The 21462-nt window shown below is 74.3% G+C and carries 19 protein-coding genes and 1 pseudogene; 12 read left to right on the top strand and 8 right to left on the bottom strand.

What is annotated here, in order from left to right; translation table 11 throughout:
• Nucleotide 1 precedes the first annotated feature (1 nt).
• The 4 genes from KME80_RS33225 to KME80_RS33210 form a co-directional block, all read right to left on the bottom strand.
• Nucleotides 2-904 carry an FRG domain-containing protein gene (locus tag KME80_RS33225; RefSeq protein ID WP_219510508.1) on the bottom strand — a complete coding sequence of 301 codons (903 nt, stop codon included), beginning with the start codon at nucleotides 902-904 and terminating at the stop codon, nucleotides 2-4.
• The gene (locus KME80_RS33220) at nucleotides 901-2133 is read right to left on the bottom strand and encodes a PP2C family protein-serine/threonine phosphatase (RefSeq protein ID WP_308126024.1); all 1233 of its coding nucleotides are present in this window, start codon (nucleotides 2131-2133) and stop codon (nucleotides 901-903) included. Before KME80_RS33220 ends, KME80_RS33225 begins: the two co-directional genes overlap by 4 nt.
• Before the next feature lie 74 nt (nucleotides 2134-2207).
• Nucleotides 2208-4451, bottom strand: a complete 2244-nt coding sequence (gene secD, locus KME80_RS33215) for a protein translocase subunit SecD (RefSeq protein WP_219510507.1) — start codon at nucleotides 4449-4451, stop codon at nucleotides 2208-2210.
• Nucleotides 4452-4493: 42 nt separating this feature from the next.
• Nucleotides 4494-4883: a hypothetical protein gene (locus KME80_RS33210; protein WP_219510506.1), complete on the bottom strand. Its 390-nt coding sequence runs from the start codon at nucleotides 4881-4883 to the stop codon at nucleotides 4494-4496.
• A 118-nt stretch (nucleotides 4884-5001) separates the two neighbouring features.
• On the opposite strand from KME80_RS33210, the gene KME80_RS33205 reads away from it, so the two are divergent.
• The 4 genes from KME80_RS33205 to KME80_RS33190 all read left to right on the top strand — a co-directional run bounded on the left by KME80_RS33205 (nucleotide 5002) and on the right by KME80_RS33190 (nucleotide 7285).
• A complete protein-coding gene (locus KME80_RS33205; RefSeq protein WP_219510505.1) occupies nucleotides 5002-5355 on the top strand; it encodes a hypothetical protein in 354 nt (117 codons plus the stop codon).
• 85 nt (nucleotides 5356-5440) lie between these two features.
• Nucleotides 5441-5731, top strand: a complete 291-nt coding sequence (locus tag KME80_RS33200) for a hypothetical protein (RefSeq protein ID WP_219510504.1) — start codon at nucleotides 5441-5443, stop codon at nucleotides 5729-5731.
• The gene (locus KME80_RS33195; RefSeq protein ID WP_219510503.1) at nucleotides 5728-6060 is read left to right on the top strand and encodes a TraR/DksA family transcriptional regulator; all 333 of its coding nucleotides are present in this window, start codon (nucleotides 5728-5730) and stop codon (nucleotides 6058-6060) included. The genes KME80_RS33200 and KME80_RS33195 overlap by 4 nt, the downstream gene beginning before the upstream one ends.
• A 166-nt stretch (nucleotides 6061-6226) precedes the next feature.
• Nucleotides 6227-7285, top strand: a complete 1059-nt coding sequence (locus KME80_RS33190) for a PP2C family protein-serine/threonine phosphatase (RefSeq protein ID WP_308126023.1) — start codon at nucleotides 6227-6229, stop codon at nucleotides 7283-7285.
• A 31-nt stretch (nucleotides 7286-7316) separates the two neighbouring features.
• Here KME80_RS33190 and KME80_RS33185 read toward each other — a convergent pair whose 3' ends face one another.
• On the bottom strand, nucleotides 7317-10208 hold the full coding sequence (locus KME80_RS33185; RefSeq protein ID WP_219510502.1) for an endo-1,4-beta-xylanase: 2892 nt from the start codon (nucleotides 10206-10208) through the stop codon (nucleotides 7317-7319).
• 101 nt (nucleotides 10209-10309) lie between these two features.
• Complete coding sequence (locus KME80_RS52925; RefSeq protein ID WP_219510501.1) at nucleotides 10310-11788, bottom strand: IclR family transcriptional regulator domain-containing protein; 1479 nt, start codon at nucleotides 11786-11788, stop codon at nucleotides 10310-10312.
• A gap of 110 nt (nucleotides 11789-11898) precedes the next feature.
• On the opposite strand from KME80_RS52925, the gene KME80_RS33175 reads away from it, so the two are divergent.
• From KME80_RS33175 to pcaDC, 7 genes are read left to right on the top strand one after another with little or no spacing between them, the layout of a single operon-like run.
• The gene (locus KME80_RS33175; protein ID WP_219510500.1) at nucleotides 11899-12651 is read left to right on the top strand and encodes a CoA transferase subunit A; all 753 of its coding nucleotides are present in this window, start codon (nucleotides 11899-11901) and stop codon (nucleotides 12649-12651) included.
• A complete protein-coding gene (locus KME80_RS33170) occupies nucleotides 12648-13277 on the top strand; it encodes a CoA transferase subunit B (RefSeq protein ID WP_219510499.1) in 630 nt (209 codons plus the stop codon). Before KME80_RS33175 ends, KME80_RS33170 begins: the two co-directional genes overlap by 4 nt.
• Nucleotides 13274-14419 (top strand): thiolase family protein, encoded by a 1146-nt coding sequence (locus KME80_RS33165; protein ID WP_219510498.1) that lies wholly within the window; start codon nucleotides 13274-13276, stop codon nucleotides 14417-14419. Before KME80_RS33170 ends, KME80_RS33165 begins: the two co-directional genes overlap by 4 nt.
• Before the next feature lie 5 nt (nucleotides 14420-14424).
• Complete coding sequence (gene pcaH / locus KME80_RS33160) at nucleotides 14425-15168, top strand: protocatechuate 3,4-dioxygenase subunit beta (RefSeq protein WP_219510496.1); 744 nt, start codon at nucleotides 14425-14427, stop codon at nucleotides 15166-15168.
• On the top strand, nucleotides 15165-15701 hold the full coding sequence (gene pcaG / locus KME80_RS33155; protein ID WP_219510495.1) for a protocatechuate 3,4-dioxygenase subunit alpha: 537 nt from the start codon (nucleotides 15165-15167) through the stop codon (nucleotides 15699-15701). Before pcaH ends, pcaG begins: the two co-directional genes overlap by 4 nt.
• Entirely contained in the window at nucleotides 15688-16884 is a 1197-nt protein-coding gene (gene pcaB, locus KME80_RS33150) for a 3-carboxy-cis,cis-muconate cycloisomerase (RefSeq protein ID WP_246646182.1), read from the top strand. Before pcaG ends, pcaB begins: the two co-directional genes overlap by 14 nt.
• 2 nt (nucleotides 16885-16886) lie before the next feature.
• A complete protein-coding gene (gene pcaDC / locus KME80_RS33145; RefSeq protein ID WP_219510493.1) occupies nucleotides 16887-17999 on the top strand; it encodes a bifunctional 3-oxoadipate enol-lactonase/4-carboxymuconolactone decarboxylase PcaDC in 1113 nt (370 codons plus the stop codon).
• 330 nt (nucleotides 18000-18329) lie between these two features.
• On the opposite strand, the gene manA is transcribed toward pcaDC, so the two are convergent.
• Together manA and KME80_RS33135 are read right to left on the bottom strand one after the other, a co-directional pair.
• Nucleotides 18330-19406, bottom strand: coding sequence for a mannose-6-phosphate isomerase, class I (manA, locus tag KME80_RS33140; protein WP_219510492.1), 1077 nt, complete (start codon nucleotides 19404-19406; stop codon nucleotides 18330-18332).
• A gap of 442 nt (nucleotides 19407-19848) precedes the next feature.
• Complete coding sequence (locus KME80_RS33135; protein WP_219510491.1) at nucleotides 19849-20955, bottom strand: serine hydrolase domain-containing protein; 1107 nt, start codon at nucleotides 20953-20955, stop codon at nucleotides 19849-19851.
• 281 nt (nucleotides 20956-21236) lie between these two features.
• Between KME80_RS33135 and KME80_RS33130 the strand changes: the two are divergent.
• Nucleotides 21237-21462 (top strand): annotated as a pseudogene (locus KME80_RS33130) (hypothetical protein); the annotation flags it as partial.

The following is a 21462-nucleotide window of genomic DNA, read 5'->3' as shown; positions in this document are numbered from 1 at the left end:
GTCAGCCGCCCATCCGGCCCTCTTCCTGCCGGTCGGCGTCCGCGCCGGACATGGAGGCGCCGCCCTGCGTGTCGTCCTCGGCGGTGCCGGGGGTGTAGTAGCGGCGCAGCCAGGCGGCGAGCCCGTCCAGGCCGGGCAGCAGCACGCGTTCGGTGACGCCGGCCTGGTCGAGCCGTTCGCGGACCTCCGCCTTGACCGCGGGCGGGAGCGTCCAGGCGCGCCACAGCTCGGGATGGTCCTCCAGCCACTCCTGCACCTGGAACTCGGGCCGGGACGTCACCGACAGCACCGACGACTGGTTGACCACGCGTTCGTCCAGCGACGGCGGCTCGAAGAAGGCGACGAACGGCTCGCCGGACAGCCGGTCGAAGCTCGGCAGGTCGCCCGCGACGGCGGCCAGCATCTCGGTGGTGAACAGCAGCGCGCCCTCCCGGTCGAGCTCGGCGCGCAGCGGCTCGGGCAGCAGCCGGTGCGCGCCGTGGCAGTCGACGCCGAGCAGGACGGCGTCGTCCCGCGGCCAGGACGCGGTGGCGAAGTGCAGCGCGACCAGCGGCGAGAACGTCCAGTCGAGCAGCCGGGTGGGCAGCCCGTGGTGCTGGCCGAGCGCCAGCCAGTCCCACACGGCCGGGCCGGGCCGCCGCCGGTGGGCGTACTTGCGGAAGTTGCGCACCAGGTGCGGTTCCAGCGCGGCGTAGTCGCCGCGCAGCCGCGACAGGCTCGACACGTGCGTGTACGAGGCGCGGGCCAGGCCGCGGAAGACCATGGAGGAATGCGCGTGCCCGGTGTCACGCGGCCTGCTGGCCTCGGCGATCGCGTCGTCGAGCTCCCGCCAGGACGACACCACATCGGTCTTCATTCCCGCCCCGCTGCCCTCCTCCGCCCCGGCCATGCGGGGCCCGTTCACGGCTCGCCCTTGACCGGGCAGGTGCCCACCCGGCCGTGCCACTCGGTGAGCAGCACGGTCGCGTCGTCCTGCAACTGGCCGTCATGGTGGTCCAGCACGTCCTTGATGAGGCGGCGCAGCGTCTCGGGCACCGGCAGGCGGGCCGCGCAGTGCCGCAGGATGAAGTCCACGAACCGGGCCACGCCGAACTCCTCGCCCTGGTTGCTGCCCGCCTCGACGATGCCGTCGGTGTACAGGAGCAGCCGGTCGCCGGGTTCGAGCTGTTCGCGGCAGACGGTGACGGGCAGGCCGAGGCCCAGGCCGAGCGGCGGCGTGGGCGGGCACTCCAGCGCCGTCACCCAGCGTCCGCCCCGGATGAGCACGGGCGGGTGGTGGCCGCGGTTGACCCAGGTGAGCATGCCGGTGCGCAGGTCGAAGTCGGCCATGATCGCGGTGACGAACCGGGCGGCCTCCCCGAACTCGCGCAGCAGCAGGTTCTCGATGCCCTCGCCGTTGCCGGCCAGGTCGGCGCCGTGGCGGCGCAGGTTGCGGCAGGTGGCCAGTGCCAGGTTCGCGGCCAGCCCGGCGGCCACGTCGTGGCCCATGGCGTCGAAGATGGCCAGGTGCACGACGTCGTCGGCCACGGCGTAGTCGAAGGCGTCGCCGCCGATCTCGTAGGCGGGCTCGAGCACCCCGGCGACCGTCACTTCGGCGTTGGCGAACGTCAGCGGCGGCATCAGGTGCCACAGCATCTCGGCGGCCACGTTCATCGGCCGTGAGCGCACCAGCCTGGGGTAGCAGTCGCTGTAGGAGCGTTTGCTGACCACGAGCAGCGCGACCATCGCCGACAGCGCCCGCACGTCGGCCTCCTCGACCGGCCGGCCGCCGCCCAGCAGGACGCGCAGCACGCCCAGCCGCTCGGCGCCGTTCAGCAGCGGCACCCACCAGCAGTCGAGGCCCCCCTCGCCGGGCTTGCGCAGGATGCGGACCTCCTGGAAGGCCCGCCCGCCGTAGGTGGCGTCGATGCGCAGCTCGGCGGGGGGCTTGTCATCAGGGCCCGGACCGGCCACGCCGCCGTTCTCGGCGAGCAGCCGCAGCGTGTTCTGCTGGAGGTCGGCCAGGTAGATCAGGCACTGCCGGATGCCGGCCCGGCGGGCGTACCGGTCCACCAGGCCGGGCAGGTGCTCCAGCGTCGCCTCCTGCCCGGCCTCCAGCAGACCGGCGAGCATGTCCCCGCAAGGGCTGTTCACAAAATGTCATTATTGACGGCCAAGCCATTTCAGCAGCTCAACGCCGTACAAAACATTTATTGACAGCCCCGGCGTTACAGGACGGCGCCGGTTCCCTCGCGCGTGCGGGCCTTGCGCGGCTTGGCCGGCTCGGGCGGCGGCTTGCGGTCGAACCGGGCCAGCATGATCGACAGCGGGCCGGCCACGAACGACGACGACAGCGTGCCCACGATGACGCCCGTCACCAGCGCGATCGCGAAGTCGCGCAGCGAGTCGCCGCCGAACACGGCCAGCGCCACCAGAATGAACAGCGCGCCGATACCGGTGTTGACCGTACGCGGCATCGTCTGCAGGATCGCGCCGTTGACCGCGTCGGCCAGCGGCGCCTTCCGGTTGACCGCCCACAGCTCCCTGACCCGGTCGAAGACCACCACCTTGTCGTTGACCGAGTAGCCGACGACGGTGAGCATCGCGGCCAGGAACACGCCGTCGATCGGCTTGCCCATCCACGCGAACAGGCCGATCACCAGCGACACGTCCACCAGCAGCGCCAGCACCGCGGCGGTGCCGAACGTCCAGCGGAAGCGGAACGCCAGGTACGCGAGCTGCGCGGCCACGGCCACGGCCAGCGCGATGAGCGCGTTGCGGCGCAGCTCCTCCCCGAGGCTCGGCCCGATGAACTCGTCGCGCCGCTTGGACACCTCGCCCGCCTGGCCCTCCAGCGCGGCCTCGATCTTGGCCACGTCGGCGATGCCCATCTGCCCGGCGCGGACGAGGACGCCGTCACCGGACGACTGCACCACCGCCTGCGGGAACCCGGCCTTGGCGACGGCCTCGCGGGCGGCGTCGGCGCCGATCGGCTTGGTCGTGGCGAACTCCACGACCCGGCCGCCGGTGAACTCCACGCCGAAGTTCAGCCCGCGGGCGAACAGCCCGGCCAGCGCCACCACGGCGAGGCCGCCGGCGATCGCCAGCCACAGCTTCCTGCCGGCCATGACCTGCGGGTTGCGCTCGGTGAGCCAGGTGCGGACCCGGCCGATGGAGCCCAGGCCCGACACGCGCGGCTTGACCCGGCCGATGACGAGCTGGGTGAGCACCCGGGTGATGAGCATGGCCGACACCAGCGAGGCCAGCACACCGATGCCGAGCGTCACGCCGAACCCCTTGACCGGGCCCGACGCCAGCCAGAACAGCAGCCCGGCGGCGATCAGCGTGGTGATGTTGGAGTCGGCGATCGCGCTCCAGGCGTTCTTGAAGCCCAGGGCCAGCGCCGACTTCAGGCCCCGCTGCGGCGCCTGCCCGTACTCCTCCCTGGCGCGCTCGAACACGAGCACGTTGGCGTCCACCGCCATGCCGATCGCCAGCACGAAACCGGCCAGGCCGGGCAGCGTGAACGTGGCGCCCATCGCCACCAGCGCCGCGTACGAGATCAGCCCGTAACAGGCGAGCGCGATGGCGGCGAGCAGGCCGACGAGCCGGTAGACGATGACGATGAACAGCGTCGTCATGATGAGACCCGCGATCGCGGCCTTGGCGCTGGCCTCGATCGCGTCGGCGCCGAGCGTCGGGCCGACCGTGCGCTGCTCGACGAGCTCCAGCGGCACGGGCAGCGCGCCGCCCTTGATCAGCACCGACAGCTCACGGGCCTCCTCGTGCGTGAACGAGCCGGTGATCTGGGTGGATCCGCCGGGGATGCCGATGTTGCACGGCACCGACGGGTCGAGCTGCGGCGAGGAGATGATCTCCTTGTCGAGCACGATCGCGACCCGGCGCTTCGGGTCGCCCGCCGGGCTGCAGGCCGCCTGCCCGGTCAGTTTCTGCCAGGCGCCGGCGTCACGGAAGTCGACGGTGACGAACCAGCCGGGGCCGAGCTGGGGATCGCTGCGCGCGGCCGCGTCGGTGACGCCGTCGCCGCTGATGGCGACCGGGCCGAGCTTGAGCAGCTGGCCGCCCTCGTCGGGCAGCGCGTTCTTGTCGCCCTGCTCGGCGACGCCCTCCACCGAGTGGAAGGCGAGCTGGGCGGTGCGGCCGATGACGTCGGCCGCCTGCTGCGGGTCGAGCAGGCCGGGCAGCTCGACGATGATCCGCTTCTCGCCGGAGCGGACCAGCGTGGGATCGACGACGCCGAGCGCGTCGGCGCGGCGTCGCAGCACGTCCAGCGCGCGGTCGGTGGCGTCGGAGTCGGCCTTGACGGTGGCCGTGTCCTTCGTCTCGAACACGAGCTGGGTGCCGCCGCGCAGGTCGAGCCCCAGGCGCGGCGCTGAGGTGATGGCCAGGACCATCGAGGTCGCGATGACGGCCAGTGCCGCCAGCGCACGCCACAAGGGCGCACGTGACATGGGAAGCCTCCACAGGCTGAAAAATTTCGGGAAAAGAGCCTTCTACAGCCCTGTGGAGGGAGGGGCCCGCGCCGGTGTGGCGGCCGTCAGCAGCACCACGGGCTCGGCGGCGCCGGCCCGGCGCACCACGTCCGCCCGCGGCCGCCCCGGCGCCTGCGCGTCGGCGGGCAGGACGACCGGCCCCTGACCGCCCGTCGCGTCGTAGGAGGCCGTCCAGGAGTAGGCGGTGGGCGGCTGGTAGGGCGAACGGCGGGCGCCGTGCTGGCCCTCGTGCTGCCCCTCAGCCTGCCCCGGGTCGCCCGCGGCGGCCGCCTGACCGGCGGAGACAGCGGCCGGATCGGCCGCGGCGGCGATCGTGAGCTGGGCGTGGCCGGTCGCCGGCAGGAACCACGACAGCAGCAGGAGCAGCGCAGCGGGCAGTCTGGACCGCACGGCACTCTCCTCTCCTGTGATGGTGGCCCTCACACCGTAGCCTGAACCGGCACCAGGAGAGGGAAGGCGCGGGCCCGGGCCGGTGCCCTTCCCAGGAAAGTGGGCTATGGTCGGCCTCATGGCGACCTGGAGCACCACCCGTGTCTCCGCCGCGTTCAAAGCGGCGGTGCACGTCGTGCTGCTCGCCATCCTGGTCGTCGCCGCCACCCCCACGTGGGCCGGCGCCACGCCCTCGCAGCACGACGTCGTCACCGGCGTCATGCCCGCGGGCGCGGAGGTGTCGGAGCTGGCCACGCCGCCGCAGCCGCCCGTCAGGGCCGAGCACCTGCCGCGCCCGTGGCCCGACCGTCACCGCGCCGAGACGCCCGAGACGCCGGCCCTGGTGTGGCCGCAGTCGGGGTCGGCCGCCATCCGAGGTCCCCAGCAGCCCGGCCATCGCGCCGCCGGGTCGCGCAGCCCGCCGCCCGCCTAGAGGTCCTCTCCCTCCCCTCGCCAGGTCCGTGAGCCGGGCGGCGCAGGGGAGCCGTCGGCATATCTCTGGCTAGGAGCGACGCCTCATGGCTTCATTGCAGACACTCATGCAGGACTACACCCAGCACCTGGCTCGCCTCGAAGAACTCCGCGAACTGCTGGAGCAACGGCTCGCCACCGCCCGCGCCGTCGAAGGGCCGCGCGCCCGGACGGTCGCCGCCCTCGAGGCCGCGATCGAGCGGATGGATCGCGGCCTGTACGGCACCTGCCGGCGGTGCAGCGCCTTCATCCCGTTCGAGGCTCTGCTGCGGTCGCCTCAGGAGCCGTACTGCGCGACCTGCGGCGGCGACCTCCACACACTCAAGGGACACCCATGACAGACAACAGCACGCTCAGTGACGTCCAGGTCCAGGCCATCGCCCAGGACCTGCGCGCGCAGCTGATGTGGCGCACCTCCCGCCTCGACGAACTGCGGGAGCTGGTGGAGAGCACCGGCACCGACGACGGCTCCCGCCAGAGCGTGCTCGCCGACCTGGCCGCCACCGAGCGGACCATCGCCGGCATCCACGCCACGCTGGACCGGCTCGCCGACCGCTCCTACGGCCGGTGCGACGGTTGCGGCACGTCGATCCCGTTCGAGCGGCTGAAGATCCGGCCGCTCACCCGGCACTGCGTGCCGTGCCGCCAGACCCGCGAAACGCGCTGACACGCGCCGGCTGACCCTCCGCCGGCCCCCGCGTCGCGTACGGGATTCTCCCTGTACGCGGCGCGGCGCGGCATTTCCGGGCACGCGGCACGCCCGGAAATGCTTGAATCTTGTTAACTATTGATGTTTCTATGGCCGATAACCCAACGCGGCGGGTGGGAGGGTTGTGCAGCCTGCTCCGAACGAGACCTCGCAGCGCGTGCTGCGCCGGCTGCCGTTCGCGGTGATGCTGGCCGTCGCCGTGATCGACGTGCTGGCCGGCCCGTCGCTGGGCTTCCTGCCGCTGCTCACCCTGGGGCCGACGTTCGCCTCGGTGTCGGGCAGCGTGCGCCGCACCGCGATGGTGGGCGCCGTCGCGCTCGTCATCTGCGTGCTGCTGTCGCTCTACAACGACCTGCTGTTCAAACGGCAGAACCCGATCACCGTCGCCACCATCGTCGGCGTCACCGCGGCCAGCATGCTCGCCAGCCACCTGCGGCTGCGCCGCGAGCGGGAGCTGGCCAACGTGCGCATGGTGGCCGAGGCCGCGCAGCGGGTGCTGCTGCGGCCGGTGCCGCGCCGCGCCGCCGACCTGCGGGTGGCGCTGTCCTACACCTCGGCGGCGGCCGAGGCGCGCATCGGCGGCGACCTGTACGAGGTGGTGACGACCCCCCACGGCGTGCGGCTGCTCATCGGCGACGTGCAGGGCAAAGGGCTCAGCGCGGTGGAGACGGCCGCCTGGGTGCTGGGCGCCTTCCGCGAGGCCGCCTACGACGAGGCCGAGCTGGCCGGCGTCGGCGAACGGCTGGAGGCGAGCCTGGCCCGCCACCTGAGCGGCGAGATGTTCGTCACCGCGATCCTCGCCGAGGTGCACGAGGCGGAGATCTCGCTGCTCAACTGCGGCCACCCGGCGCCGCTGCTGCTGGGCGGCGGCCGCATCACCGTGGCCGAGCCGCCGCAGGACGGGCTGCCGCTGGGCCTCGGCTCGCTGGCGGCCGACCGACCCAAGCCGTACCGGGTGCCGTTCGGCGAGGGCGACCAGATCCTGCTGTTCACCGACGGGGTCGTGGAGGCGCGCGACCACGGCGGCGCGTTCTACCCGCTGACCGAGCGGGCCGCCGGGCTGCTGACCGCGCCCGACCCTCAGGCCGCGCTCGACGCGCTGCGCGGCGACCTGATCGAGCACACCGGCGGGCCGCTGCTCGACGACGCCGCGATGCTGCTGATCCGGCGTCACCCCGGCTGAACCGACCCGGCGCCTTTACAAAGTAGATTCGTTACCGGGTCAGGCGCAGCACCCCCCAGTGGCTGGTGTCCACGTAGCCGCGACCGGTGGCGTCGTTCCAGGTGGCGGCCCCGGTCCTGACGGCGCCCGTGGCGTCGTTGACCTGGACGTCGAAGCCGAGCAGCGTGCCCTTGCGCAACGTCACCGTGGGCAGCCTGATCGCCGCCTCGACGACGTAGCCGCCGGGCACGGTCCGGGCCGCGCCGGTCAGGTTGTCCTTGACGGCGAAGGCGTCGAACGTGCCGCCGACCGTCTGCCTGCCGGTGAAGCTGATCCGATACTGGCCGTCGTCATCGTCGTAGCCCTTGGTCTTGTTGTTGCCCGGGTCGACGAAGAACTCGACGGAGTCCTGCGCCCACGGGTCGGGCGGCTGCTCGCTCAGCTCGGCGTCGCTCACCTCGGCGAGCACGTACAGCGTGTCGCCGTGCCACAGCGAGCGCACCAGCGCCTGCGCGCCCGTCGCGCCCTCGATCCGGGTGGCGGTGCGCACGCGCGGCGCCCGCGCCCAGGCGGCGTCCACGACGCCGTCGACCACGGGCTCGCCGCGCGCCGCCGTGGTGTGCCCGACCGGCGGGGTGAACGTCAGCCTGCCCGCCCACACGGCCTCGCCGGCCTCGACCTCGATGTCGGTGGCGCGTGAGGGCAGCAGCGCCTCGACGCGGTAGCCGTCGCGGGTGGGCCGGGCCGCCGCGCGGAAACCGCCGCCGTGCCGCCCGTCCCGCCAGACGGTGTACGGGGTGCCGCCCAGCGTGAACGTCACCCGGTCGGAGCGGTCGCGGGAGGCGTCCTCCACCTCGGCGAGCACGTACAGGCCGCGCTCCGACGAGCGGGCCTGCCAGCCGGCCGAGACGTCGCCGACGCGGGCGACGGGCGTGTCGGGCAGCAGGTCCCAGGCGAGCTCCCGCATCCCGTCGACCCGGGGCTCGGCGGCGGGCGCCTCCAGGCTCCGGACGAGCGGGGGCAGCTTCGACGGGTCGGCGATGCCCCAGTAGGCGGGCTTGGCCTGCAGGTCGTCGTCGAAGGGCAGCGGCGCGTTCGGCCGGGTGATGGGGAACGAGCGCAGCCAGCTCACGTCGTCGGACTTGCCCCAGACCGTCACCGAGCCGAGCCGGCCGGCCTGGCGCCGGAACACGTCGAACAGCTCCTTGTAGCGGTGGCCCTGCGCGACCAGCAGCTCGGGCGGGATCGGGTCGTAGGAGGAGACGAAGTCGGTGTAGACGCTCACGTCGAGCTCGGTGACGTGCTGGTCGACGCCCAGACCGGCGAAGCGCTCGATCGTGTCCTCGACGTGGGAGGCGGGCGGCTGCTCGATGTTGAGGTGGAGCTGGTGGCCGACGCCGTCGATCGGCACCCCTTCGGCGCGCAGCCGCTTGACCAGGTCGTAGAGGGCTTCGCGCTTGCGCGGGAACTCGGTGTTGTAGTCGTTGATGAACAGCTTGGCGTCCGGGTCGGTCTCGCGGGCGACGCGGAAGGCGGTCCTGATGAAGTCCAGCCCGGCGATCTCGAACCAGGGCGAGCGGCGCAGGCCGTCGGGCCGGTTCTCGTCGACGACCTCGTTGACGACGTCCCAGGCGGCGATCCTGCCCTTGTAACGGCCGACCACGGTGCGCACGTGGGTCTCCAGCCGGGCCAGCAGCGTCGCCTTGTCGGCGCCCTCGAACACCCAGGCGGGGGTCTGGCTGTGCCAGGCCAGCGTGTGGCCCCGCACGGTCATGCCGCGCGCGGCGGCGAAGCCGACGAGGGCGTCGGCCTGGGCGAAGGCGAACTGTCCTTCGGCGGGCTGCAGGGCGTCCCATTTGAGGTCGTTGCCGGGGGTGAGGCCGCTGAAGTGCCTGGTGAGGAGCTTGGCGTGCTCGCCGTAGGTCTCGGCCGGGCCGAAGGCGGTGCCCAGGGTGAAGGGCACGGCGTCCTTCAGGGCGGGGATGCCGGTCTCGATCGGCTTGGGCTCGACGTAGGCCAGCGTGAAGTCGTCCAGGTGGAAGGGGTCGGCGCCGTCGGCGGACTCGACGTACACGCTGAGGAAGTCGGCGTCGTGGGCGAGCGTGTAGGTGCCCTGGAGGCGGGTCCACTCCCCCGCGTCGGCGGGCGCGACGACCCGCTCGTAGCTGACGGCGTCGCCGGCGCGCCGCTCGATCGACAGGCCGAGCTTGCCGGTGCCGCGCACCCAGACCGACAGGGCGTACTTGTCGCCCTTGGCCATCCTGCCGAGCACGTCGATGGCGGGGCCGTCCCAGGAGGCGGACCTGCCGGTGACGGCCAGGCCGCGGGTCCCGGCGTGGGCGGCCTCGGCGGTGGCCGCCAGGGTGGCGCCGCCCCGGGAGGCCCAGCCCTGGGTGGTGCCGTCCTCGAAGCCGGTGCTGATCGGCGTGCGGGCCGGGTCGGTCAGCGCGGTGAGCGTGATGTCGTCGAGGTAGAAGGCGGCGCCCGCGTCGGCGCTCTCGGCGTACAGCTGCACGCCGGTGGAGGACGGGGGGAGGGTGTAGGCGCCGGACAGGAGCGTCCAGCCGTCGCCGGTGACGGTGGCCGACGCCACGGTCTCGTACGTGGTCTCGCCGCCCGAGGGGGTGCGCTGGACGGTCAGCGACACGGTGGCTGGGCCGCCGCTCACCAGCCGGGCGTAGGCGGTGACCGTGTGGAGGACGCCCGGCTCGAACGGGTCGGGCAGCGACGCGCCGTGCCAGTTCTGGGTGCGGCCGGCGACGTGCAGGGCGGCGGTTCCGGTGTGCGCGGCGGCGCCGGTCGCAGTGACGGTGACGCCGTCGCCGCGCGGCTGCCAGCCCTGGGCGGTGCCGTCCTCGAAGCCGTACGCGGTCTCCGCGGCCAGGGCGGGCAGGGGCAGCAGGCCGATCAGCAGGCACAGGAGGGCGGCGATCACGCGGCGCATGGGGGCTCCTCGATCCCGTCCCCCGACGAAAGTTTCGGCTATTGGCCGATAGTGTCAGCCAGACTATAGAGGGACCGGTGCGGCGGTACAACCCCGCCCGTTCAGCGCCAGGACGAGGGCGGCCGCACGTGGGCCAGGTCGGCCTCCATCCTGGCGGCCGCCTCGGTGAGCGCGGGCAGCAGGTCGCGGACCAGGTCGGCGGGGGTGGCGCGGCTGGCGTGGGTGGCGACGTTGACGGCCGCGACGACCCGGCCGTCCCGCCCGCGCACCGGCACCGCGATCGACCGCACGCCCTCCTCCAGCTCCTGGTCGACGAGGGCGTAGCCGTCCTTGGCCGCCCGGCGCACCGCCTCGGCCAGCTCCCCGGGCGAGGCGACGGTGTGCCGGGTCAGCCGCCGGGGCGGCGCAATCGCGGCCAGGCGCTCCTCCGGCAGCCCGGCCAGCAGCACCCGGCCCATCGAGGTCGCGTAGGCGGGGAAGCGGGTGCCGACGGTGATGTCGACGCTCATGATGCTCACCGTGGGCACGCGCGCCACGTACAGGACGTCGTCGCCCGACAGCACCGCGACGGACGCCGACTGGCGCACGCGCGCGACCAGGTCGGCCAGGTGCGGCTGGACGATCTCGCCCAGCGTGCGGCCGGACAGGTGCGCGTAGCCCAGCTCCAGCACCTTCGGCAGTGGCGTGAAGCGGCCCTCGCGCTCGGCCACGTAGCCGAGCCGTTCGAGCGTGAGCAGTGCGCGGCGGGCGGTGGCGCGCGGCAGGCCGGTGATCTTGGCGACGGCGGCCAGGCTCAGCCCGCCGGGCCCCGTCCCGAACGCGGCCAGCACGGCCAGCCCGCGCGCCAGCGACTGCAGGTAGCCGGCGCCCAGCTCGTCCTTGACCGCGCGCGTGGGATCGGCGGCGCCCGGGGGCGGACCGGCGGGCGGCGGCGGCCCGGTCTGCTCGGCCAGCGCCGCCTCCATCCGCGCCGCCGTCGCCCGCATGCTCGGCAGCGCGTGCTCGGCCAGCCCGGCGGCGGTGTGCCTGCTGGTGTGGCTGACGACGCTGAGCGCGCACGCCACCTCGCCGCCGGGGCCGCGCACGGGCATCGCGACCGCGATCAGCCCCGGCTCGATGAGCTGGTCGTCCACCGTGTACGGCGCCCGGGGGTCGAGGAAGACCAGCCCGGCGGCGCAGCGCCCGGCGGGCAGCAGGTCGCCCACCCGGAAGGCGACCGACATCGTGCGCCGCCGGGTGTGCTGCCCGACGAAGCGCACCCCGTCGCCGTCGCGCACCGACAGTGACACCGACTCCTCCAGCTCGCCGGCCAGCCGCTCGGCGTGCGGGCCGAGCGCGGCGGGCAGGCCGCTCGCCGTCAGGTACGCCTCCCCCAGCTCCATCAGCGGCGGCGCGAGCAGCACGTCGCGCTCCTCCATCCGCACGTAGCCGAGGCGGGCCAGCGTGGACAGCACGCGGTCGACCGTGGAGCGGGCCAGGCCGGTGACGCGCACCAGGTCGGTGGCGCGCGTCCGCCTCGGCTCGGCGGCCAGCACGCGCAGCACGGCGAGCCCGCGTTCCAGGGTTCCAGCCGGTTCCATCCACCACTCCTCGATCGTTGGAGGCACTTTGACAGGAACGCCTCCGGGTGCGCATACTCGTCCACGATAGTGAACTTAAGTTCATCTAGCGAACACCCGAACGGAGTCCCGTGCGGAGAGACAAGGTGATCGCCACGGCCGGGGAGGCGCTGGCCGACGTGCGCGACGGCGCGTCGTTCGCCGTCGGCGGCTTCGGCCTCAGCGGCATCCCCAGCGTGCTGATCCAGGCCCTCTACGACCGCGGCGTGAGCGGCGTCAGCGTCGTGTCCAACAACTGCGGCGTCGACGGCGGCGGGCTCGGCCTGCTGCTCGCGGCCCGCCGCATCGCCCGCGTCACCGCCTCCTACATCGGCGACAACAAGGAGTTCGCCCGCCAGTACCTGGGCGGCGAGCTGGAGGTCGAGCTGACCCCGCAGGGCAGCCTCGCCGAGCGGCTGCGCGCGGGCGGCGCCGGCATCCCCGCCTTCTACACGCCCGCCGGCGTCGGCACCCCCGTCGCCGACGGCGGCCTGCCGCTGCGCCACGCCCCCGACGGGTCGGTGGCCGTCGCCTCGCCGCCCAAGGAGGTCCGCGAGTTCGACGGCGTCCCGTACGTGCTCGAACGCGCGATCACCACCGACTACGCGCTGGTGCGCGCGGCCAGGGGCGACCGGCACGGCAACCTGGTGTTCGCCAAGTCCGCGCGCAACTTCAACCCGCTGGCCGCGATGGCCGGCCGCGTCACGATCGCCGAGGTCGAGGAGCTGACCGAGCTCGACCCCGACGAGGTGCACCTGCCGGGCGTCTTCGTCCAGCGGGTCGTGCCCCTCACCCCCGAACAGGCCGCCGACAAGGGCATCGAGAAGCGGACGGTCACCTCATGAGCTGGAGCCGTGACGAGATGGTCGCCCGCGCGGCGGCCGAGCTGCGCGACGGCGACTACGTCAACCTCGGCATCGGGCTGCCCACCCGCATCCCGTCCTTCCTGCCGCCGGACGTCGACGTGGTCCTGCACTCGGAGAACGGCGTCCTCGGCGTCGGCCCCTACCCCGCGCCCGACGCCGTCGACCCCGACCTGATCAACGCGGGCAAGGAGACGGTCACCGTGCGGCCCGGCGCGTCGTTCTTCGACTCCGCGCTGTCGTTCGGCATGATCCGCGGCGGCCACATCGACGTGGCCGTCCTCGGCGCCATGCAGGTGTCGGCCCGCGGCGACCTGGCCAACTGGATGGTGCCCGGCAGGCTCGTCAAGGGCATGGGCGGGGCGATGGACCTGGTGCACGGCGCCCGCAGGGTCGTCGTCATCATGGACCACACGGCCAAGGACGGCTCGCCGAAGATCGTCACCGAGTGCTCGCTGCCGCTGACCGGCAGCCGCTGCGTGCACCGGATCATCACCGACCTGGGCGTCCTCGACGTCACCGGCGACGGGCTGGCCCTGGTGGAGACCGCGCCGGGCGTGAGCGTGGCCGAACTGCTGGACCGTACGGACGCGGAGGTGAGCGTATGAGGACCGTCTACGTGGTGGACGCCGTCCGCACGCCGTTCGGGCGCCACGGCGGCGCGCTGTCCGGGATCCGCCCCGACGACCTGGCGGCGCACGCCGTCAGGGCGCTGGCCGAGCGGACCGGGCAGGAGAGCGCCGACGAGGTGGTGCTCGGCAACGCCAACGGCGCCGGCGAGGAGAACCGCAACGTCGCCCGGATGGCCGCGCTGCTGGCCGGGCTGCCGGTGACCACGCCCGGCGTGACGGTCAACCGGCTGTGCGGCTCCGGCATGGAGGCCGTCATCCAGGCGTACCGGATGATCGCCCTCGGCGACGCCTCCGCCGTGATCGCGGGCGGCGTCGAGTCGATGACCCGCGCACCCTGGGTGCTGCCCAAGCCCGAGCGGGCCTTCCCCGCCGGGCCGCAGGAGCTCGTGTCCACCACGCTCGGCTGGCGGCTGGTCAACCCCGCGATGCCCGCCGAGCACACCGTCCCGCTCGGCGAGGGCGCCGAGCTCATCGCCGGTCAGCAGGGCATCGGCCGGGCCGAGCAGGACGCGTTCGCGCTGGCCAGCCACCGCAAGGCCGCCGCGGCGTCGTTCGAACGGGAGATCGTGCCGATCGCCGGGCTCGACCGCGACGAGGGCATCCGCCACGACACCTCGCCCGAGGCCCTGGCCCGGCTCAAGCCCGCCTTCCGCGCAGGCGGCACCGTCACCGCCGGCAACTCCTCGCCGCTCAGCGACGGCGCGGCGGCCCTGCTGCTCACCGACGAGGACGGGCTGCGCGGCCGCGAACCGCTCGCCCGCATCACCGCCACCGCCGCCAGCGCGCTCGAACCCCGCCTGTTCGGCCTCGGCCCCGTCGAAGCGAGCCGCCGGGCCCTGGCCAAGGCCGGCAAGGACGCCGGCGACCTGGCCACCGCCGAGCTGAACGAGGCGTTCGCCGCCCAGGCGCTCGGCTGCCTCGCGCTCATGCCCGACCTCGACCCGGCGATCGTCAACCCCTCCGGCGGCGCGATCGCCCTCGGCCACCCCCTCGGCGCCTCCGGCGCCCGCGTCACCGGCGCCGTCGCCCACCGCCTGGCCGCCGCCGGATCGGGCACCGGCCTGGCCACCCTCTGCATCGGCGTCGGCCAGGGCCTGGCCGTCGTCCTCGAAAGGTGAGCGACATGACCCAGCCCCTCACGCAGGCCGACATCGACCGCGAGCTGCGCGAGGCCCCCGCCGGGCCCCCCAGCGGCCACCCCGACCGCGACTTCGCCCCCTACCGCAGCAGCGTGCTGCGCCACCCCAAGCAGCCGCTGATCTCCGTCAAGGACCCCGACGCGGCCGAGCTGAGCGGCCCGGTGTTCGGCGTCACCGACGTCACCGCCCTCGACGCCGACCTCACCAGGCAGCACCCCGGCGAGCCGCTCGGCGAGCGCATCACCGTCCAGGGCCGGGTGCTCGACCGCGACGGCAGGCCCGTGCGCGGCCAGCTCGTCGAGGTGTGGCAGGCCAACGCCTCCGGCCGCTACCGGCACCAGCGCGACGACCACCCCGCGCCGCTCGACCCGAACTTCACCGGCGTCGGCCGCTGCCTCACCGACGACGAGGGCCGCTACGCGTTCACCACGATCAAGCCCGGCGCGTACCCGTGGCGCAACCACGTCAACGCCTGGCGTCCGGCGCACATCCACTTCTCGCTGTTCGGCGCGGCGTTCACGCAGCGGCTCGTCACGCAGATGTACTTCCCCGGCGACCCGCTCTTCCCGTACGACCCGATCCTCAACTCGGTGACCGACGAGCGCGCCCGGCAGCGGCTCGTCGCCGCCTACGCGCACGAGCTGTCCCAGCCGGAGTGGTCGCTCGGCTACCGGTGGGACATCGTGCTCGACGGGCCCGCCGCGACCTGGATGGAGGAAGGCCGATGAACCCCACCCCCTCGCAGACCGTCGGCCCGTTCTACGGCTACGCGCTGCCCTTCCCCGGCGGCGGCGACCTCGCCGCCCCCGCCGACCCGGCCGGGATCACCGTCCACGGGTACGTCCACGACGGCGCCGGGGACCCGGTGCCCGACGCGCTGCTGGAGTTCTGGCAGGCCGACGCCTCCGGCGAGCTGCGCGGCGCGCCCGGCACGCTGCGGCGCGACCTCGTCGACGGGAGCGTCATCGGCAGGCATGGCGTCGACTTCACCGGCTTCGGCCGCGTCGCCACCGACGCCGACGGCCGCTGGACGCTGCGCACCGTCATGCCCGGCAACGGGTACATCAGCGTGTGCGTGTTCGCCCGCGGGCTGCTGCACCACCTGTTCACCAGGATCTATTTCGGGCAGGACCCGTTCCTGGACACGGTGCCCCCGCAGCGGCGCCACACGCTGATGGCGGTCCGGGAGCGGGAGGGCGTGCACCGGTTCGACATCCACCTGCAGGGCGAGAAGGAGACGGTCTTCTTTGACTTCGGCTGACGGGACTTCGGCTGACGGCTCCCCGGGGCATGGGGGCGCGGATCTCGGGCTGCTGGCGCCGATGCGGGCGGCGGTGGCGGCGACCGGTGACGCGGCGCTGCTGGGAGCCATGCTCGACGCCGAGGCGGCGCTCACCCGGGCGCAGGCCGCGCTCGGGCTGGCCCCGGCACCGGCCGCCGACGCCGTCACCGCCGCCGCCCGCGCCGCCGCCTTCGATCTGCCCTCGCTCGTCGTACGCGCCCGCTCCGGCGGCAACCCCGTCATCCCGCTCGTCGAGGACCTGCGCCGGGCCGCCCACCCGTACGGCGAACACGTCCACCGGGGCGCCACCAGCCAGGACATCCTCGACACCGCCCTCATGCTGACGGCCTCCCGCGCGCTCGGCCCCGTCCTGGCCGACCTCGGCCGGGTGATCGCCGGGCTGGGCGCGCTCGCGGCGGCCCACCGCGACACGGTCATGGCCGCGCGCACCCTCACCCAGCAGGCGGTGCCCACCACGTTCGGACTCAAGGCGGCCGGCTGGCGCAAGCTCGCCGCCGACGCCCGCCACCGCCTGCGCGCCGCCCGCGAGGCCCTCCCGGCCCAGCTCGGCGGCGCCGCCGGCACCCTGGCCGCCTTCCACCCGCAGGACGCGGAACAGCCCGACATCGGGTTGCTGCTGGTGGCCCGGTTCGCCCGGGAGGTGGGGCTGGCCGAGCCGCCGCTCCCCTGGCACGTGCTGCGGACGCCGGTCGCCGACCTGGCCGGGGCGCTGGCGTTCACGGCGGGCGCGCTCGGCAAGGTCGCCGCGGACGTGCTGGTGCTGTCACGCACCGAGATCGGCGAGCTGTCGGAAGGCGTCGGCGGCGGCTCGTCGTCCATGCCGCACAAGCACAACCCGGTACGCGCCACCATGATCGCCGCCGCCGCGCGTCAGGCGCCCGCGCTGGCGTCGATCCTGTACGGCTCCCTCGCCGCCGAGGACGAACGCCCCGCCGGGGCCTGGCACGCCGAATGGCAGCCGCTGCGCGAGACGATCCGCCTGGTGGCCGGAGCCTCCCGCGACGCCGCCGAGCTGGTCGCCGACCTGCGCGTGCACCCCGAGCGCATGCGCGCCAACCTGCGCGTGCCCGACGTACACCCCCTGGACCGCGCGCCCGGGTCGGCGGGCGCGCTGGTCGACAGGGCGCTGGAAGAGGAGTGATCTTGCTGCAGTACACGCTCGACGGCCCCGAGGGCGGCGAGCCGCTGGTGCTCGGCCCCTCGCTGGGCACCTCGGCGAAGGTGTGGCAGCCGCAGGTGGCCGCGCTGGCGCGCACGTTCCGCGTGCTCAGGTACGAGCTGCCCGGCCACGGCGGCTCACCCCGCCAGGACGCCCGCACGATGGACGACCTGGCCGCGCTCGTCGTCCGCACGGCCGCCGGCCAGGGGTGGGAGAGCTTCCACTACGCGGGCGTGTCCATCGGCGGGGCGATCGGCGCCACCCTGGCGATCGGCCATCCCGGCAGGGTGCGGTCGCTGGCCCTGGTGTGCTCCTCGGCCCGCTTCGGCGAGCCGCAGGGGTGGCGCGACCGGGCGGCCCTGGTGCGGGAGAAGGGCACCGGGCCGCTGCTGGAGGCCACCGCCCGGCGCTGGTTCGCCGGGCCGCCCGACCAGGGGCTGCTGGACGACCTGGCCGGGGCCGACCCGGAGGCGTACGCCGCCTGCTGCGACGCGCTGGCCGGCTACGACGTACGCGGCGAGCTCGGGCGGATCGCCGTCCCCACGCTGGTGCTGGCCGGGCGGCAGGACCCGGCGACGCCGCCGGAGCACGCCCGGCTGCTCGCCGACGGCATCGCGGACGCGACGCTCGTGGAGGTTCCCGGCGCGGCCCACCTGGCCACCGCCGACCGGCCCGAGGCCGTCACCGCCGCGCTGCTCACCCACCTGCCTGCCGTGCCCGCCGGGTCCACTGGGTCCGCCGGGCCCGGTATGCGGGTGCGGCGCGAAGTGCTCGGCGACGCGCACGTCGACCGGGCGATCGCCCGCACCACCGGCTTCACCCGGGACTTCCAGGACCTGATCACCCGCTACGCGTGGGGCGAGATCTGGACGCGCCCCGGCCTCGACCGCCGCACCCGCAGCTGCATCACCCTCACCGCGCTCGTCGCCCACGGCCACCTGGAGGAGCTGGCCATGCACGTGCGGGCGGCGCTGCGCAACGGGCTGACGCCGGACGAGATCGGCGAGGTGCTGCTGCAGACGGCGATCTACTGCGGCGTCCCGGCGGCCAACGCCGCCTTCGCCGTCGCCCAGCGCGTCCTCACCGAACCCACCTGACCGCCCACCCCCTTGGGGGGTGACGTCGTCACGCGGGCCGCCGTAGACGGGGTTCCGGTCGAAGCGCTCGCCGGTGACCAGCAGGCGGATCAGTCCAGGCTCACGGAGGACTCCTCCGCCTCCCAGACGATCCAGTCGTCGCCGACGGGCTCCCGCTGCGTGCGAAGCTCACCCGAGCCGCCCGGGTCGAACCCGCCGGCGTTCGTCATCGACCGCCCTTGCTGACCGCGCCCGCTCGCCTCCGCTCGTGGACGCGCGGGGCGGGACGAGCTCGTTCTCGTCTCGCCTCGCGGCGCTGTCCGGCTGGAGCTGCCGGAGCTGCTGGAGCGGTCAGAGGGCGGGCTCGGCGCAGAAGGCGAGGCCGTTGGCGTGCGCCACCACGTCGCCGTCGGCGGCCGGGAGGAACACCGACTCGCCCGCGACCAGCCGCCGCCCGCCGACCGTCACGGACCCGTCCGTGCACAGCACGATGCGCGGCGAGCCGCCCGCGAGCCGCCACTCGCCGCCGGTGAGCTGCCGCAGCCGGAACTCCTCCGCCGACGTGGCGTAGACGCCGTCCGCGCCCGCCTCCAGAGGGTGCGGCACCCGCGCCGGATCGGTGATGTGCAGCAGCTCCGGCACGTTGAGCGGCTTGGACGTCAGCCCGGCGCGCATGACGTTGTCGGAGCTGCCCATGATCTCCACCCCGAAGCCCCTGAGGTAGCAGTGCAGCACGCCCGCCTCCAGGAAGAGCGCCTGCCCGGGCTCCAGCTCGTGCCGCTGGAGCAGCAGCGGCGCCAGGCAGGCCGGGTCGCCCGGGTACTGCCGCGCGAGCCGCGCCACCAGCGCGTAGTCCGGCTGGTGAACCGCCGAGGCGGACCACCCGGCCTGCTCGGCCACGTCACCCGCGGCCAGCAGCGCGGCCAGCGCCTCCAGCGGCGACCCCGCCGACAGCAGCGCCACCACGTCCTTCAGCCCGCGCACGCCCAGCCGGTCGATGAGCATGGCCGACTGCTCACTGTCGCGGAACCCGGCCAGCGCGGTGAACGGCGTCAGCGCCCGGATCAGCTCCGGCTTGGGCCACGGGTCGCCGTAGACGCCGCGGCCGTGCCCGTCGGCCGCCTGCTCCGCCGACGGGTGCACCTGCAGCGACAGCGGCGCCTCGACGGCGATGAGCTTCATCAGGTACGGCAGCCGCTCCCCGAACCGGCCGAGCGCCGCCTCGCCGAGCATCCCGGCGGGGTCGGCGACGACCGCGTCGGCCAGGCTGCGCCCCTCCTCGGCCAGCACCGACGAGCCCGATGGATGGGCGCCGAGCCACATCTCCGCCTCGGGACCGGGAGAGGGCACGGGCCTGCCGGTGAGCCCGGCCAGGTCCGTACGGGACCCCCAGGGATAGTCCTTGACGGGGTTGGTCAGCAAATACACGCGAACTCCTCGGGCGGTGCCGGCTCGTGCTTCACGCGCGCGCACCCGTCTCGCCCGGATGCGCGCGAGGTCAACAGGGACCGTACCGCGCCCCACCCCACCCCGCCCACCGCGGGGGCGCCCACGTGCAGGTTCTCCTCCCGTACGCGTTCCGCCCGCCGCAGGTTCCGCCCCGTACGCGTTTCGCCTCGCGCGGGTTCCGCCCCGCGCGCCGTCGGTCACGCACCACGGGGTCACGCGCGGCCCCAAGTCATGCCGCCCCGGGGTCGCGTACCCCCCGGGCGACGTGGCACACGCTCCGCTGGGTCGCCCCTCACGGGGTCACACGCCCACGGGCCACACCGTCCGGGGAGTCGCGCCCCCGGGCGACGTACACGCGCGTACGACGCCCGGCCGCCGGGTGGCTCAGCGCGCGGGCCGCACACGCCGCCCCGTCGCAGGGTCAGGAGGTCGTCTTGGTGACGATCTCGCTGATGCGCTCGTAGGCGGCGAAGTCGGCGGTCAGGCGGTTCTTGGTCAGGGCGATGACGGTGCCGGTGGCCGTGTCGGCGTAGGCGGCGCTGCCGCCCGCTCCGGCCATGCCGAACCAGGTCGGCGTCTGCTCGGCGGTGGACGCCGGGTGGCCGATGGCGTAGCCGAGCCCCCAGGCCGACGGGTTGCCGAACACCGCGTCGGGGCCGCTGGCCGTCACCGTGGTGACCTCGCGCAGCCGTTCGGGGCTGATCAGCCGCACGCCGTCGACGTCGCCGAGCAGCGCGGCGTAGAGGCGGGCGATCGCGCGGGCGGTCGTCTTGCCTCCGGCCGGGATGTCGGCGATGAGGTAGTCCTCCCGGCTGCCGAGCGCGGCGGTCGGGAACAGCGACATCGGCCCCGCCTTGAACATCGGCAGATCGTCAGGCATGTCACCGAAGGCCGACATGTCCATGGGCGCGTCCTCCAGCACGGCCAGCCTGCCATGCTCGGCGCGCGGCATGCCGAAGTAGAGCTCGTCGCCCACGCCGAGCGGCCCCGCGACCTCCTCCAGCAGCACTTGGGAGATCGGCTTGCCGGTGGCCCGGCGGACGATCTCGCCCACGAGGTAGCCGAACGTGTAGGCGTGGTAGCCGACCTGGGTGCCGGGCTCCCACCACAACTCGGCGTCCTCCAGCGCGGCGACCATCTTGTCCCAGTCGCACATGTCCTCGGGCGTGCTGTCGAGCGGCACGCCGGGCAACCCCGCCGAGTGCGTCAGCACGTGGCGCACGGTCACGCCCTCCTTGCCGTGGGCGCCGAACTCGGGCCACAGCTCCACGACGGGCGTGTCGTACGTGAACAGTCCCCGCTCGGCGAGCACGTGGGCCACGGCGGCGGTGGCGCCCTTGCCGATGGAGAAGTTGTAGAACGGCGTGGCGGACGTGACCGCCCTGCCGGTGGCCGGGTCGGCCAGCCCGGCGACGGCGTCGGCGACCAGCTCGCCGTCGCGGTAGACGGCGACCTGGACACCCTGCTCGGCGCCCGACTCGACGAGGTCGTCGACGGCCGCCTGGACCTGCTCCTGCAACTCACTCATGATCGGCTTCCTCCCTTTGCCAGGACCAGGGACGTTACCGGAGCCCCCCGACAATCCCGTCCGAGGGGCGGGCGCCGGACCCCGGGGACCGCTCAGCGGTCGCCCGGCCCGAGTCCCAGAGGCGGCACGGCCTCCACCGGCTGGGCCCCGTCAGGGTCGAATCCCCTGGCCGGGGCCGGTGTATCGGACCACGGTCTTACTACCTGGGTCTGCCGGGGGCTCCCCGGAATGGACCCACGGTCCGATGTGGAGGGAGGCCGGTCTGCGGCAACGTCGTGGGCGTGATCGACGTCAACAGGATCCGCCGCCCTCTGCTCACCGCGCTGGTCGGCGCCGCCATAGCCGTGCCGGTGCCGGGCGCCGCCCGGCCGTCCGCGGTGCCCGCGCCCGTCCCGGCCGCGCTGCCGCCGCTCACCGCGACCGCGGCGGGTCTGGCGGCCCGCTACGCCGCCGGCCGGCGGGAGGTGCTGGCGGCCGAGCGCACCGCCGCCGCCCACGGCGACCGGC

This window comes from Nonomuraea ceibae, assembly GCF_019396325.1.
Lineage (GTDB): Bacteria > Actinomycetota > Actinomycetes > Streptosporangiales > Streptosporangiaceae > Nonomuraea > Nonomuraea ceibae.
This window is presented reverse-complemented; position numbering and strand designations above follow the sequence as displayed.

Coding starts and splice junctions, on each gene's coding strand:
- secD (WP_219510507.1), bottom strand. CDS start 4,451: ATGTCACGTGCGCCCTTGTGGCGTGCGCTGGCGGCACTGGCCGTCATC.
- KME80_RS33205 (WP_219510505.1), top strand. CDS start 5,002: ATGGCGACCTGGAGCACCACCCGTGTCTCCGCCGCGTTCAAAGCGGCG.
- KME80_RS33200 (WP_219510504.1), top strand. CDS start 5,441: ATGGCTTCATTGCAGACACTCATGCAGGACTACACCCAGCACCTGGCT.
- KME80_RS33195 (WP_219510503.1), top strand. CDS start 5,728: ATGACAGACAACAGCACGCTCAGTGACGTCCAGGTCCAGGCCATCGCC.
- KME80_RS33185 (WP_219510502.1), bottom strand. CDS start 10,208: ATGCGCCGCGTGATCGCCGCCCTCCTGTGCCTGCTGATCGGCCTGCTG.
- KME80_RS52925 (WP_219510501.1), bottom strand. CDS start 11,788: ATGGAACCGGCTGGAACCCTGGAACGCGGGCTCGCCGTGCTGCGCGTG.
- KME80_RS33170 (WP_219510499.1), top strand. CDS start 12,648: ATGAGCTGGAGCCGTGACGAGATGGTCGCCCGCGCGGCGGCCGAGCTG.
- KME80_RS33165 (WP_219510498.1), top strand. CDS start 13,274: ATGAGGACCGTCTACGTGGTGGACGCCGTCCGCACGCCGTTCGGGCGC.
- pcaH (WP_219510496.1), top strand. CDS start 14,425: ATGACCCAGCCCCTCACGCAGGCCGACATCGACCGCGAGCTGCGCGAG.
- pcaG (WP_219510495.1), top strand. CDS start 15,165: ATGAACCCCACCCCCTCGCAGACCGTCGGCCCGTTCTACGGCTACGCG.
- KME80_RS33135 (WP_219510491.1), bottom strand. CDS start 20,955: ATGAGTGAGTTGCAGGAGCAGGTCCAGGCGGCCGTCGACGACCTCGTC.